Source organism: Streptomyces sp. CB01201 (assembly GCF_002803085.1).
Taxonomy (GTDB): domain Bacteria; phylum Actinomycetota; class Actinomycetes; order Streptomycetales; family Streptomycetaceae; genus Streptomyces; species Streptomyces hundungensis.
Genome location: NZ_NNBJ01000005.1, coordinates 131,710 through 144,657, shown reverse-complemented (window position 1 = coordinate 144,657; position 12,948 = coordinate 131,710). Strand labels below are relative to the sequence as shown.

Sequence of the window (12,948 nt, the reverse complement as noted above, 5' to 3'; positions counted from 1 at the left end):
TGCGGCAGCCGGTGCGGCAACCCGTGCGGCGAAGGGCGGAGGTACTGCGGTGGACGACAGCGATGCGGCTGACCGGCGTCCGGTCACTTCGGACGCCGCCGGGCCGCAGGGCACTTCGGAAGCCCCTTGGCCGCACACGGAAGCCCCTGGGTCGCCCGCGCGGGGCCCTGGGACGGAGGCGCCGGGCTCGGGCATTGCATCGGGCTCGGATTCGGGCTCGGATACGGGCTCGGGTCCTGGTTCTGACTCTGGTTCTGACTCTGGTTCTGGTTCTGGTTCTGGCTCCGGCTCCGGTTCTGACTCGGACGGGCTGATCTGGTACGCCTCGTACGGCTCCAACATGCATCTCGACCGGCTCGCGCACTACATCCAGGGCGGACGTCCGGAGGGAGCGGCCCGGTCCTACCCGGGGTGCCGGGATCGGCGGTGGCCGCCCGTCCGGTCGGTGCCGGTGGAACTCCCGGGGGCGCTGTACTTCGCGACCCGGTCTCCCGTGTGGCGGGGCGGCCGCGCCTTCTACGACCCTTGCGTGGACGGTCATATGTACGCCCGCGCCCACCTGGTGACGGTCAGTCAGTTCGCGGACATCGCGGCGCAGGAGATGTACCGGGAACCCGGGGCGGACCTCGACCTCGGCGAGGTGCTGGGCACGGGCCGGTCCACCCTCGGCGAAGGGCGCTACGAGACCCTCGTTCACGGCGGACAGCTCGATGGACGCCCCGTGCTCACGTTCACCGCACCCTGGCGCATGACCGAGGTGGACTGGACTGCCCCCTCGGCCGCCTATCTCCGACACCTGGCAGAGGGGCTCCTTGAGGCGGGTGCCTGGGACGAGAGCACGGTGACCACGTATCTGGCGGGGCGTCCGGGCACGGCGGGCCTGTGGACCGAGCAGGCGGTTGCCGGCCTCCTGACGAAGCGCCCCGTGAAGTGACCCCAGCGCCGTAACTTGGCCACGGCGCGCGGTAGTTGAGGGTGCCGCTGACTGAGGGCGCCCCTGAGGAGCCGCCGCAGCAGCCTACGTACCCTTGGCTCCGACGCGGGCGGCCCGGCGCAGGCACCGAGCACGGGCTTCACGGAACAGCGCTGGCGAGGGGGTCACAGGGATGACGGGCACGACGGAAATCTTGCGGGTGGCGGCGACCGGGGCCTCGGGCGCGCTCGTGCTGCGGCCTTGGCGGGCGTACGACGCGCAAACGGTGATCGAGGCCTATGGCGATCCCGAGATATCCCGCTGGACCACCAAGCCGATCGTCAACCGCGCGGACGCGCTGCGGTGGCTCGACATCCAGCGTCGGGGCATCGAGAGCGGGACTCGCCTCTCCTTCGCGGTCTGCGCCGGCCAAGAGCGGAATCCGGAGCTCGCGGAGCGCCTGGAACACCTGGGGCACGCAGAACGCGCGGAACCAGCGGACCCGGCGGACCCGGCGGACCCGGCGGCCCGAGCCGAGCAACTCCGGCCGCCGGGCGGAATCGTGCTGGGGAACATCTCCCTCAGATGGAGCGAGGCCTCCGGCCCCGAGACCGCCGAGGTCGGTTACTGGGTGATGGCTCACTCGCGCGGGCGCGGCGTGGCACCACGCGCCGTGGAAGCGCTCTCAACCTGGGCGTTCGAGAACTTCGCGGGCGACGGACTGCGCCGCATCAAACTGATCCACCAGGTCGACAACCTCGCCTCGTGCCGCGTCGCGGTGAAGACCGGCTACCACTTCGAACGGATTCTCCCGGCCGAACCGCCCTATCCCCGGGACGGCCACCTCCATGTGCGCGAGGCTTGCTGACCGGGACGCGCGGGCCTCCTCCCTGCCACCTCCCTGCCTCCTCCCTGCCTGGTTCCTGACCGATCCCCGCGGGACCCTCGCGGGCGAGGGAGGACAACCAGGCCGAACACCGAACGCGCCCGTTCCCCCGTCCGGCCCCACGTACGGCCCTGGGTCCGGGCGCTCGGCGAGCCTGGGGTGCCAAGATCTCCGGAATCAGTGGGTCCGTCATTCTTGGAGTCCTATGTCCGGCTGGTCACGCTCCCCTATCCGGTACGGCCTCGCGGTGCTCGCCGCCGCGCTCTCGCTGGGGTTCACCACCCCAGGTGTCCCGGGGCCCGCCCCCGTCCCGATCCCCTCGCCCTCGCCCTCGCCCTCGCCCGCCGATCCGTATCCGGGCCCGTACTGGGTGAACCCCGAGGGGCCGGCCGCCGAGCAGGTCTCCGAGTGGCGGCGGGCCGGCCGGGAATCGGACGCGGCGCTGATCGAGCGGATCTCGCTCCGGCCCCAGGCTGACTGGCCACGGCCTGAGGGGGTCGAGCAGCAGGTGCGCGACCTCACAAGCGCGGCCGCCCGGGCCGGACGGGTTCCGGTTCTCGTCGCGTACGACATCACGCATCGCGACTGCGACGGGGAGTCGCGCGGCGGCGCCGCGAGCGCGGCCGCCTACCGGACGTGGGTGGACGCGCTCTCGCGCGGCATCGGCGACCGTTCGGCCGTCGTCATCGTCGAGCCGGACGCCATCGCCCACCTGGTGAGCGGATGCCAGGGAGCGCCTTCCGCCGAGCGACTGTCGCTACTCGCCTATGCGGTAAGGGAGTTGAAGCGCGGGCCTGCGACCAAGGTGTACCTGGACGCTGGGCACTCCGCCTGGATCACCGACCAGTCGACCCTGCTTGAGCCGTTGCGGCAGGCAGGAGTGGAGCAGGCGGACGGTTTCTCGCTCAACGTCTCCTCGTTCCAGACGAACGCGGCCAGCGCCGAGTACGGGCACCGGCTGTCGGCCGCGCTCGGGGGCAAGCACTTCGTGGTCGACACCAGCCGCAACGGCAACGGCCCCTACTCCGGCACCGACAACTGGTGCAACCCGCCCGGCCGTGCCCTCGGTACCCCGCCCACGACGGCCACCGGGGACCCGCTGATCGACGCCTACCTGTGGATCAAGCGCCCCGGCGAGTCGGACGGCACGTGCCGGGGCGGCCCGAAGGCGGGGCGCTGGTGGCCCGAGTACGCCCTGGGGCTGGCCCAAGCCGCGCGCACATAGATCGTATGGAGATCGACCGGGCGTCCGGCCGTCCTGCGGGACGTTCGACCGGCTGGGAGCCGGACTGAGCCACCGAGAGCGCTCTCAGCAGCCCAGCCTCTCCCTCTGACCGGCCGGCCAGCACGGCCTGTCGCGCCGGCCGGCCCGCCGTCGCTAGCCGGTCTGCCGGTCGTCCTGGCGCTGCTGCCTCGGGGGCTCCTCCTCGCCCTCGGCCGGGCTCGTCCCGCCCTCGGGGGCGGGGACACCGGCGGGCCGTACCCGCGCGGCTTCGGCACGGATCATGGCGTTGAGCGCCGCGAAGGGGTCGATGGGCATGACTGAACCACCTTGCTGTGTAGGTGAGTTGGCTGTCCGACCTGGTTCCGTACGGAACGGTCAGCAGCGCAGCACCACACAGCGGACGCCCGTCGCCGTGGCAGGCGTACGGGCGTCTTCGTTCGGGGTGGTGGGCGTCGGCACCGGCTTCGGAGTTTCGGCGTCGACCGCCGTGGGACGGCCCGGCCTTGCGATGCGGCTCGGCTGGACGGGAAGTACGGCATCGGCCGCGTCGGGCACGCCTTCGTTCGACGGTTCGGGTGCCATGGACACCTCGGCCGAACCCACCGTCCGCCCCTCGCATGCCTGCACGCCGGGCGCCGCCCCGAACAGCGCGCCAAGCACCATCAGCACCACTAGGGCGCGGCGCAGGATGGCGAGGGAGGCGGACGGCACGAGGACAGCTCTGCCCAGCGGCACCGGTGACGTGCGCGAATCCGGGGCAGATCCGCTCTACCGGGTGACTCCTCTTGACGTATTGACCCGTAGCACCCGGCGCTTCGGAGCGGGGCGCCGATGCCGCGCAGCCGACTCGGCGCGACCGCAGCTCGGCGCAACCGACCCCGACCCCGCGTACTGACGCGCTAGGTCCCCGGCGGGGGGTTCTGCGGCCGGTCGGAGCCCAGCTGCTCGTTGAGCTTCTGCTGAGCCGTGTCAACCTGGCTCTGGTACTTGTTGCCGGTCTTCGCGTCGAAGGCGTCACCGGCCTTTTCGACGCCCTGTCGCGCCTGGTCCGGGTGGCCCTTGATCAGGTCCTTGAGCTTGTCGAGCATCGACATATCTGCCTCCTCGCGGATGCTGGCACATTCCAGCATCCGCGCATTCGTCGGGGTTCGCACCCCCAGAGGCCGCCCGCCCCGGGGGCGGGCGGAGGCACTGACGGCACACCGGCGTGCGCAGAACACGCGCCAGTCGCCCGTGCCGATGGCCCGCTGCCTCCTTCGGCGACGGTCGCTAGTCGCCCTTGCCGACGGCGAGACCCGTGCCGGTGGCGGTCGCGACGATGCCGTTCTTCTCGACGCGTACCGCGCGCAGGTGCAGGTCCCGCGCCTGCTTGGGGAGCGTGAAGGCGAAGGACAGACGGTCCGACAGCTCCGGGGGCCGCATGGCGAGCACTCCCGCGATCAGTTTCGGATCGACGCCGATCTTCGAGAGCAGCCAGGGGTGGTCCACCACCACGTCGACGAGGTTGACGTGGGTCAGCTGTTCGGCGAACCGGGGAGTGCCGACCAGCTCGTGCAGCTTCTGCTCGTTGTGCAGGGCCGACTGGACGTCCTTGTCCGGCACTCCGAGCCGCTTCACCACAGCCGGCACCGCGAGCAGCGCCTTCGCGCGGGCGGTGTCGCGACTGATGAGTTCGGCGGTCTCGCGGTGCAGGGTCAGGCCCCGGTCACGACCGGGTCGGTAGGTGGCGATGCCGGGCAGGTCGAGGCTCATGCCGTCGATGTCGGTGGAGAGGCCGTGGTCTCCGACCAGGCGCAGCCGGGCCTCGGCGCTGACCCGCAGTTCCTGTCCCGCGATGGTCAGCTTTCCGTCCGCACCGACCAAGTTGTCGCTGCGCCGGCTGAACTTGACCTGGGATGCGGCCAGTTCGCGGTTCATATCGTCGAAGGAGAGCGTGATCTCGCCATTGAGCCGGCCGATGACCGCGCCGCTGATGTCGCTCGGCAGCTTGCCGGTCAGCCGGATGTCGTGGGCTCCGGCCTGCACCTTCGCGAGCGAGATCCGGTCGGCCGGCACGTGGGGCACGGTCACGTCCACGCGCTCCAGCCGCTTGTCCAGGACTTGAGTGAGGAAGGGGAAGCCGTGGATGTCCACCTGGGGCGCGGCCTCCAGATGGAGTTCGGACTGGAGCTCCTGCTGCGCCTTCTTCTCGGCGTACATCACCGCGCACCGGTCCCCGAGGACCAGGAATCCGGCACCCACGGCCAGCGCGACGAGCAGTTTCGCGGTGCGGGGCACGGCGGCGAGCAGGCTGCTGCGGCGCCGGCGGCCGCGCCTGGCGCGGCGTCCTGGTTCGGTGCGCCGGCGGCCGCTCGGCGAGGCGAAGAAGTCCTGCGCGGCTTGAGCTGATTCCGCAGTGGCGTGCGACGAGCGGTGCCCGGCGTGAGACGAGTCGTACGCGGCGGGCGCGGCGTCGGCCGATTGCTGGGTCGTGCGAGCGGCGTCGGTCCAGGATGCGTCGGCCGGGTGGGGGTCCGGCTCGGGGTCGGCCAGTGCGGCCAGTTCGTCATAGGGGTTGCGGTAACGGGGGTGCATGCGGGTGGGGGTTCGCATCAACTCATCCCACCACACATGATCCACTCGCACGCAACCGCTACCGACGGTACGTCCGTTATGCCCCGGCCCCCGGGGTCCACGCGCCCCTTCCGGGGCCGGGGAGCGTGGCGAACAACACGTCAGACGCGGGACGCGCGGTGCTCGGACGGCTCGCGAGACTCGGACGGCTCGGCGGAAGTGGACGGCTCGGAGGAGGTGGACGGCTTGGCGGACTCGGAGGCCGAGGGCTCGGAGGGCGGGGTCTGGCCGCGCTGCTTGCGCGCGGCCATCCACGCGTACACGAGGACGCCCGCGAAGAGGAACAGCACGCCCTGGTAGACGGCCTCGTATCCGGAGCCCGCCACCAGCCACATGGAGAAGCCGAAGGCGAGGACGGCGAGGACCGCGTCGCGCACCAGGCGGGAACGGCTGACGCGGTCCGACTGGCCGGACGCCAGGAAGTAGATCTGAGCGGCCGTCGACAGGAGGTAGGGGACGGTGGCCGTGAAGGTGGTCACCAGGACCAGGATCTCGAAGACGCCCTTCGACCCGGCCGTGTAGTTGTAGACGGTGAGGAGCGAGGCGAGTACGGCGGTGACCAGGACGCCGACGGTCGGGACGCCGCGCCGCTTCTTGCCGAACACCTGCGGGAAGAGACCGTCCTTGGCGGCGGCGTACGGGGTCTGGGCGCTGAGCAGGGTCCAGCCGTTGAGTGCGCCGACCATCGAAACGAGGGCCGCGAGTGCGACCGCGGTGCCGCCCCAGGAGCCGCCGAACATGGAGTTCACGGCGTCCGTGAAGGGCGCGGTGGAGGAGACGAGCCGGTCGTGCGGGACCGTACCGAAGACGGAGAGCGTTCCCAGGAGGTAGATCACTGCGGCGCCGAGCGTGCCGAGGATGGTGGCGCGGCCGACGTTGCGGCGCGGGTCACGGACCTCGCCCGCACTCACGGCGGCGGATTCGACGCCGAGGTAGCTGAAGAGAAGGATCGCGGCAGAGGCGGAGATCGCGCCGAGCCCGGACTGGCCGTGGGCCTGGAAGGGGCCGAGGTTGGCGGGGTCGAAGAAGAACAGTCCGCCGACCGCGACGAGGAGCAGCGGGGCGAACTTCAGTACCGTGGCGACGAGTTGGACCGTTCCCACATACCGGGTGCCCGCGAGGTTGGCGAGGGCCGGGAGCCATTGGAGGACCAGGGCGGCGGTGATCGTGGCCGCTTTGGACTCGTGCACCGGTATGAGGACGTCGAGGTAGCCGACGGCGGCGACCGCGAGGGCCGCGTTGGAGACCCAGGTGGTGATCCAGTAGGACCAGGCGGCGAGGAACCCGGCGAAGTCGCCGAAGGCCGCGCGGGCGTAGACGTAGGGGCCGCCGGTCTGCGGGTGGCGTTCGGCGAGCCGGCCGAAGACCAGGGCGAGCGTGATCGCGCCCGCCGTGAGCACGGCGAAGGCGACCAGGCTGATGGTGCCGAACGGGGCGACGGAGGCCGGCAGCAGGAAGATCCCGCCACCGATGATGTTGCCCATGACCAGCGAGACGGCGACCGGCAGGCCGAATTGCCGGGCGTGCTTGCTCTGGGCTTCTTGCGTGGTCATGACGGGGTGGCAGGCCTCTCGTACGGGACAAACCTGACCATGGTCGGGTACGTGAGGCAGCGCACCAAATCAGCAGGTTTTGTCCTGTACTACCCGGTCAACAACCGGAAATGATCCTTCCGGTTGGGCTGTCCGCGGCGAATCCTCCGCCGTGGTCAGCGCCTCGGCGCCCACCGGGATCTGGGGGCCCTGGCCCTCGCCCAGCCAGCGCCGCAGGACGTGGTGGACCTGTTCCGCGCCGACCAGTTCCCCGCTGTCCGGCACCGGTGCGGACAGTTCCACGGGCGAGAGCAGGAAGGGGTGCGACTGCTCGCCGCCGAGGCCGCCGTGCGAACCGATCTGTTCCTCGAAGGCGTGCACTCGGCCGGTGGCCGGGTCGTACATCGAGTTGACCATGATGTCGGCGGTGTGCGGGAAAGTGTCGGTGCGCCGCACCGCATCGGCGGCGCCGCGGCCGAAGCCCTTCAACGGGCCTTCGTCGTCGGCGAGTTGAGCCAACGGCACCTCTGTCCCGCCAGCGCCCCCGCCTCCGCCGAGCAGCACCGCTCCGTGTTCCTCGCTGCGGACGAGCAGGAAGCCGATGCCGGGGTGGTTGGCCAAGGTGGTGAGCAGTGCCGGGTGCCGCCGGTCGATCTGCTCTCGGGTCAGGCGGCCCTCGGCGTCGGGGAAGGAGACCAGGCCCAGGTTGCCGGAGGCGAGCACGACCGGGTCGGACTCGCGCTGCGGCGGACGTTCCTCGCCCTCCTCGACCGGCCGGTGCAGCGCGACCCGCACCGCGTACCTGGCCTCAGCGCCGCTGCGGGTGCGGCGTGCCCGACGGGGCACGGGCAGCCCGCATCCGGCCCGCACCAGGTCCTTCAGAGTCAGCCCGAAAGCGCTCTCAAAAGTCTCGCCGGGGCTTTGGCCGTGGTCGGACAGGAGCACGATCCGGTAGGGCCGCGGGGCCTGTCCGGCCGCGCCGGCGATGAGGGCGAGAGAACGGTCGAGGCGCCTGAGGACCTGGTCGGTGTCGCGGCCGCGGGGCCCGGAGTGGTGGGCGACCTCGTCGTAGGCGACCAAGTCGGCATAGACGGCGGTGCGTCCGGCCAGCAGATCGCCCATGACGGCGGCGACGACGACGTCCCGCTCGACGACGGTCGCGAAGGCGCGGATGAAGGGGTAGAGGCCGCCGCGCTTGATGCGCGGGGTCTCCCTGCGGAGTCGGGCCCGGGTCGACTGGGTGAGTTCGCGGCCGACCTCGGCGACGAAGGACCCCGCGGTGCGGACCGCGTTGGCGGGGTCGGAGAAGTAGGCGAAGTATCCGGCGCGAGAGCGGTTGCGACGCCCGCGCCGCGCGGCCGCGGTCAGCACGAGGGCCACCTCCTCGGCGCCGCCCGAGAACAGGTTGCCGCGGCTGGCCCCGTCGACGGTGAGCAGCCCGCCGTCGCCGGTGCGCTCGACGGCCCGGCGCTGGAGCTCGACGGCGGAGGCCGGCCGGTTGGAGACCATCACCTCGCCGCTCTCCTTCTCGTACCAGCGGAAGGCCGGCACGTCGAAGTTGCTGCCGTGCAGGATGCCGAGCTGGCTGGCGCCGGTCTGGCTCGACCAGTCGGTCCGCCAGGGGGTGAGCCGGTGGGTGCCCTGGAGCCAGGCGGCCACGGTCGGCATCAGGCCGCTGTCGACGGCGTGCCGCAGCGTGCGTTCACCGACGCCGTCGAGCTGGATGAGGACGAGTCCCGGCGGCTGCGGCGCCGAATCGAGGCCGCGTCTGCGTCGGCGCCGGTCGGCGAGCCGCGAGAGCCGGCGCCGATACGCGTCGTCGTCACGGACGGCCAGCGAGGTGGAGGTCGCCGACGCCACGGCCGACATGACGGCGGCGACGATCACCGCGGTCTCCGGCTCGGCCGCGCCATGACCGGTCGGGATCAGGCGGAGCGCGACCAGGAGCAGGGAGCCGTTGAGGAAGAACACCAGAAGGCCGAGCACCAGCGCCGGCACCAGCAGGAACGCCCGCACCACCAGCGGCCACACCAGCGCGCTGAGCAGCCCGAACGCGCCCGCGCCCCACGCCGCGGTGAGCGCGACCCGGGTGATGCTCTCACCGTTGTCGGAGGTGAGCTTGAAGTCGGGCAGGATCCCGGCGAGCAGCATCATGGTGAGCGTCGAGACGACCCACACCACGATCACCCGGAGCAGGGCGCTGCCCGTTGTCCGCCATCGCCCCACTGCCGCCTGCCTCTCGCCTCGCCCGTTCCTCCTCAACCCTGCCATAAGGGGAGGTGGGAGACGTTGCGTCGTGGAGAGCGGCCCGGCTCAGCAGCCGTCGTATCCGGCGGTGGGCATCGACAGGCGGCGGTGGATGTGCGCCTTCCTGGCCCCGTCGTAGCCGGGCTCGTCGAGGCAGGCCGTCTCCAGGCGCACGCCGCGTCTCGCGCACTCGGCGGAGAACTCCGGCACGGACGTGAACGCCCTTGCCAGCACACGCTCGTTGGGCGCGACGAAGACATGGACGAGGCCCGCGTCCACGTCTGCCCACAGGCCCGCGTGGTCAGGTTGCAGACCGTAGAAGAGGAGCTGCCGGGTGACGGCATAGCCCCGGCCTGCGGCCCACTGCGCACACATCTCGTGCTGGCTGCGGGTGTCCACCAGGAAGGGGTCGTGATCGAGCTCTTCGAGCGGGGTCAGACTGGCGATCGCCGTCACTCGCACGTCGTCCGAGCCGGTCGTGCCGTCCTTGCCGGTCGTGCCGTCCTTGCCGGGCGTGCCGTCCTTGCCGGGCGTACCGTCCATGTCTTCCCCCTGTACGAGCTGCCGGTGGCCGACCCTACTCCCCGCTCCCGCTCCTCTCCCCCACCTCTTCCTCGGCGTTGTCTCTTCCCCGGTCGCGGCCGGGATTTCCCGACCGGGCCCGGCCCTGCGGGCAGGCGAGGGGCGGCCGGGCCGTGTTTGCGCGCGGGGAGACTTAGGCTCGTCATCGGTCGTCATGCGTCGTCATGCGTCGTCGTCGAGCGGAGAAGAGGTTTTCGTGCCGGTGGAGATCACCTGGTGGGGTCATGCCACCTGCACGATCGAGGATTCCGGGGTGCGGCTGCTCACGGATCCGCTCTTCGCGCGCCGCCTCGCGCATCTGCGCCGGCGCCGGGGCGCGGTCCCGCCGCCCGAGGCCGCGGTGGCCGACGCGGTGCTCGTCTCGCACCTGCACGCCGATCATCTGCATCTGCCCTCGCTGGCCCGGGTCGCGCCCGGCACCCGGCTGATCGTTCCGGCCGGGGCGGCCCGCTCGGTGCCCGGGCTGCGACGGCTCGGTCCGCACATCACCGAGGTGCGGGCCGGTGACACGGTCCAGATCGGGGGCCTTCGGGTGCGGGCCGTTCCCGCACGGCACGACGGGCGTCGGCTGCCCGTGGGACCGCTGCGCTCCCCCGCACTCGGTTACGTCGTCGAGGGGGAGGCCAGGACGTACTTCGCCGGGGACACCGGTCTCTTCGACGACATGGCCGAGGCCGTCGGAGCGGTGGACGTGGCGCTGCTGCCGGTCGGCGGCTGGGGCCCGCACCTGGGGCAGGGGCACCTCGACGCGGGTCGCGCGGCCGAGGCACTCGCCTCGCTGGGAGCGCTCTCGGCGGTGCCCGTGCACTACGGCACGTACTGGCCGATCGGCATGGACGGGGTGCGGCCGCACGAGTTCCACGCACCGGGCGAGGAGTTCGTGCGGCAGGCGGCGCGGCTCGCTCCGAAGGCGGCGGTGCACCGGCTCGGACACGGTGAGAGCGTGCGGATCGAGGCCACTCGATGAGCGCCGACCGGCTGCTCGCCGTCGCCACCGTGGTGACGCCCGAGTCGACCCAGCAGGCCGCCGGCTACCCGACGCTCTTCGTCCTGGTCGCTCTCGGGTCGCTGCTCCCGGTGGTGCCGACGGGCGCGCTGGTTTCGACCGCGGCGGTGGTGGCCTTCCACCAGACCGCCTGGTTCTCGCTGCTCCTGGTCTTCGTGGTGGGGGCGCTGGCCGCGTTCATCGGCGACGTCGCGCTGTACTGGCTCGGGCAGCGCGGGGTGCGTTCGAAGAACGGCTCGCGATGGCTCGGTGCGCTGCGCGGCCGGGTCGCGCCGGACCATTTGGAACAGGCTCAGCGCAAGCTCGACGACCACGGAGTGGTCGTCCTCGTCCTGTCCCGCCTGGTGCCTGCCGGGCGGATCCCGGTGATGCTGGCCTGCCTGCTCGGCGGGATGCGGCTGAGGGCGTTCATACACGGCGACATCCCGGCGTGCCTCGCCTGGGCGGGTGCGTACGGCCTCATCGGCATCCTCGGCGGCTCGCTCTTCGACGAGCCGTGGAAGGGCGTGGTGGTGGCCGTGGTCCTGACGCTTCTGATCAGCGGTGCTCCTGCAGGCTGGCGGCGGCTGCGGCGCCGCAAGCGGGGGCCGGTCGCCACGGAGGGCGGGTGAGAGCGCTCTCGGGCGCTCATCGACGTTGGGGCCGGGCGTCGGCGTTCGCGCGTAGGCAGGCACCGTGTGGCTCTGAGAGCGCTCTCAGAGCCACACCAGCCCATTGCGCGAGCCCATCGCCCCAGCCGTCACCATCGCCGTGCGAGAGCTTCGGCCCAGCCACACCTCAGGACTCCGCCAGCACCCGTGAGCCGCCGACCGGCAGGTCCCACAGGTCCTCACGGGGGTGGCCGGCGCGCGCCCATGCGGCTCTCACGCGGGTGAGCGGTTCCAGGACCGGTTCGGCGGACAGGACGAAGGCGGCCCAGTGCATCGGCGCCATCCGCCGGGCACCCAGGTCCGCGAAGGCCTGCACGGCTTCTTCCGGGTCGGTGTGGACGTCCTGGAGCCACCAGCGCGGGGCGTACGCACCAATGGGGAGCAGCGCCAGATCGATTCCGGTGTACCGGCGGCCGATCTCCTTGAACCAGTGCCCGTACCCGGTGTCCCCCGCGAAGTAGAGCCTGCGCTGCCGGCGGTCGCCCAGGATCCAGCCGCCCCACAGCGAGCGGCAGGTGTCGGTGAGCCCGCGCTTGGACCAGTGGTGGGCCGGTACGAAGTCGAAGCGGACGCCCTTGTATTCGGCGGCCTCCCACCAGTCCAGTTCGGTGACCTGGTGGAAACGGCGTCGCCTGAACCATCCGCCCAGGCCTGCCGGAACGAAGAGCGGGGTGTCGCGTGGGAGCCGTTTGAGGGTGGGGGCGTCGAGGTGGTCGTAATGGTTGTGGCTGATGACGACGGCGTCGACGGGCGGCAGGTCCTCCCAGCGCACACCGACCGGTGTGATCCGGGGCGGGATGCCGAGGATGCGCCGCGACCACACGGGGTCGGTCAGGACGGTGAGCCCGCCGATGCGGACGATCCAACTGGCGTGCCCCGCCCATGTCACGGCCAGCGTGTCGGTGTCGGCCACCGGCAGCGGACCCGGCGCGAACGGCAGGTCGGGGATGGCCCGCAGCCCTTCGGGGCGGGGCCGGATGGCACCCTCGCGAGCGAGCCTGGCCATGGCACGCACGCCGGGGAGCGGGGCGGTGAGCCGGTCGGCAAACGACCGGGGCCAACGCCGAAGCTCACCGAGCGGACGCGGTGCCGGCCCCGCGTCCTGCGCAGTACCCGGTTCCTGAGGTTCGGGCAGTCCGGGTGGTTCGGGCAGTCGGGGTGGATCGGGCAGCCCGGGTGGATCGGGCAGCTCAAGGAACTGAGGTGCCTGTTCCGTCTGTTCCTTCTCGTCCGTCTGTTCCGTCTGTTCCGTCTGTTCCGTCATCGAGGCAACTCCGTTCGGTGGCGTCGCACG

Annotated in this window: 13 protein-coding genes; 5 read left to right on the top strand and 8 right to left on the bottom strand. The window is 71.7% G+C overall.

All coding sequences use genetic code 11. From position 1 onward, the window contains the following. Positions 1-340: 340 nt before the first annotated feature. The 3 genes from CG740_RS12865 (at position 341) to CG740_RS12855 (ending at position 3,024) form a co-directional block, all read left to right on the top strand. A complete protein-coding gene (locus CG740_RS12865) occupies positions 341-934 on the top strand; it encodes a histone deacetylase (RefSeq protein WP_100575220.1) in 594 nt (197 codons plus the stop codon). A 172-nt stretch (positions 935-1,106) separates the two neighbouring features. Further along, positions 1,107-1,781: a GNAT family N-acetyltransferase gene (locus tag CG740_RS12860; RefSeq protein WP_100575219.1), complete on the top strand. Its 675-nt coding sequence runs from the start codon at positions 1,107-1,109 to the stop codon at positions 1,779-1,781. Positions 1,782-2,004: 223 nt separating this feature from the next. After that, the gene (locus tag CG740_RS12855) at positions 2,005-3,024 is read left to right on the top strand and encodes a glycoside hydrolase family 6 protein (protein ID WP_100575218.1); all 1,020 of its coding nucleotides are present in this window, start codon (positions 2,005-2,007) and stop codon (positions 3,022-3,024) included. Positions 3,025-3,177: 153 nt separating this feature from the next. On the opposite strand, the gene CG740_RS40315 is transcribed toward CG740_RS12855, so the two are convergent. The 7 genes from CG740_RS40315 to CG740_RS12825 all read right to left on the bottom strand — a co-directional run bounded on the left by CG740_RS40315 (position 3,178) and on the right by CG740_RS12825 (position 9,959). Beyond that, positions 3,178-3,339: a hypothetical protein gene (locus CG740_RS40315; protein ID WP_199846427.1), complete on the bottom strand. Its 162-nt coding sequence runs from the start codon at positions 3,337-3,339 to the stop codon at positions 3,178-3,180. Between the two features lie 60 nt (positions 3,340-3,399). Further along, complete coding sequence (locus CG740_RS12850; RefSeq protein ID WP_100575217.1) at positions 3,400-3,735, bottom strand: hypothetical protein; 336 nt, start codon at positions 3,733-3,735, stop codon at positions 3,400-3,402. A 188-nt stretch (positions 3,736-3,923) separates the two neighbouring features. Continuing rightward, entirely contained in the window at positions 3,924-4,118 is a 195-nt protein-coding gene (locus tag CG740_RS12845; RefSeq protein WP_100575216.1) for an antitoxin, read from the bottom strand. Positions 4,119-4,293: 175 nt separating this feature from the next. After that, positions 4,294-5,616, bottom strand: coding sequence for an LmeA family phospholipid-binding protein (locus CG740_RS12840; RefSeq protein WP_100575215.1), 1,323 nt, complete (start codon positions 5,614-5,616; stop codon positions 4,294-4,296). Positions 5,617-5,738: 122 nt separating this feature from the next. Continuing rightward, positions 5,739-7,190, bottom strand: a complete 1,452-nt coding sequence (locus CG740_RS12835) for an amino acid permease (RefSeq protein ID WP_100575214.1) — start codon at positions 7,188-7,190, stop codon at positions 5,739-5,741. Between the two features lie 69 nt (positions 7,191-7,259). Then, positions 7,260-9,440 carry a phage holin family protein gene (locus CG740_RS12830; protein ID WP_100575213.1) on the bottom strand — a complete coding sequence of 727 codons (2,181 nt, stop codon included), beginning with the start codon at positions 9,438-9,440 and terminating at the stop codon, positions 7,260-7,262. Positions 9,441-9,482: 42 nt separating this feature from the next. Beyond that, complete coding sequence (locus CG740_RS12825; RefSeq protein ID WP_234376217.1) at positions 9,483-9,959, bottom strand: hypothetical protein; 477 nt, start codon at positions 9,957-9,959, stop codon at positions 9,483-9,485. 235 nt (positions 9,960-10,194) lie between these two features. On the opposite strand from CG740_RS12825, the gene CG740_RS12820 reads away from it, so the two are divergent. Together CG740_RS12820 and CG740_RS12815 are read left to right on the top strand one after the other, a co-directional pair. Then, positions 10,195-10,965, top strand: coding sequence for an MBL fold metallo-hydrolase (locus CG740_RS12820; protein ID WP_100575212.1), 771 nt, complete (start codon positions 10,195-10,197; stop codon positions 10,963-10,965). Then, a complete protein-coding gene (locus CG740_RS12815) occupies positions 10,962-11,615 on the top strand; it encodes a DedA family protein (RefSeq protein ID WP_100575211.1) in 654 nt (217 codons plus the stop codon). The genes CG740_RS12820 and CG740_RS12815 overlap by 4 nt, the downstream gene beginning before the upstream one ends. Positions 11,616-11,781: 166 nt before the next feature. Here the strand turns inward: CG740_RS12815 and CG740_RS12810 are convergent, their stop codons facing one another. Beyond that, positions 11,782-12,918, bottom strand: a complete 1,137-nt coding sequence (locus tag CG740_RS12810) for an MBL fold metallo-hydrolase (RefSeq protein ID WP_100575210.1) — start codon at positions 12,916-12,918, stop codon at positions 11,782-11,784. Between the last annotated feature and the right edge of the window lie 30 nt (positions 12,919-12,948).

What these genes read in the sequence shown, in the direction of transcription:
- CG740_RS12865 (WP_100575220.1), top strand. Translation starts at nt 341, where the DNA reads ATGCATCTCGACCGGCTCGCGCACTACATCCAGGGCGGACGTCCGGAG.
- CG740_RS12860 (WP_100575219.1), top strand. Translation starts at nt 1,107, where the DNA reads ATGACGGGCACGACGGAAATCTTGCGGGTGGCGGCGACCGGGGCCTCG.
- CG740_RS12855 (WP_100575218.1), top strand. Translation starts at nt 2,005, where the DNA reads ATGTCCGGCTGGTCACGCTCCCCTATCCGGTACGGCCTCGCGGTGCTC.
- CG740_RS40315 (WP_199846427.1), bottom strand. Translation starts at nt 3,339, where the DNA reads ATGCCCATCGACCCCTTCGCGGCGCTCAACGCCATGATCCGTGCCGAA.
- CG740_RS12845 (WP_100575216.1), bottom strand. Translation starts at nt 4,118, where the DNA reads ATGTCGATGCTCGACAAGCTCAAGGACCTGATCAAGGGCCACCCGGAC.
- CG740_RS12840 (WP_100575215.1), bottom strand. Translation starts at nt 5,616, where the DNA reads ATGCGAACCCCCACCCGCATGCACCCCCGTTACCGCAACCCCTATGAC.
- CG740_RS12835 (WP_100575214.1), bottom strand. Translation starts at nt 7,190, where the DNA reads ATGACCACGCAAGAAGCCCAGAGCAAGCACGCCCGGCAATTCGGCCTG.
- CG740_RS12830 (WP_100575213.1), bottom strand. Translation starts at nt 9,440, where the DNA reads ATGGCAGGGTTGAGGAGGAACGGGCGAGGCGAGAGGCAGGCGGCAGTG.
- CG740_RS12825 (WP_234376217.1), bottom strand. Translation starts at nt 9,959, where the DNA reads ATGGACGGTACGCCCGGCAAGGACGGCACGCCCGGCAAGGACGGCACG.
- CG740_RS12815 (WP_100575211.1), top strand. Translation starts at nt 10,962, where the DNA reads ATGAGCGCCGACCGGCTGCTCGCCGTCGCCACCGTGGTGACGCCCGAG.
- CG740_RS12810 (WP_100575210.1), bottom strand. Translation starts at nt 12,918, where the DNA reads ATGACGGAACAGACGGAACAGACGGAACAGACGGACGAGAAGGAACAG.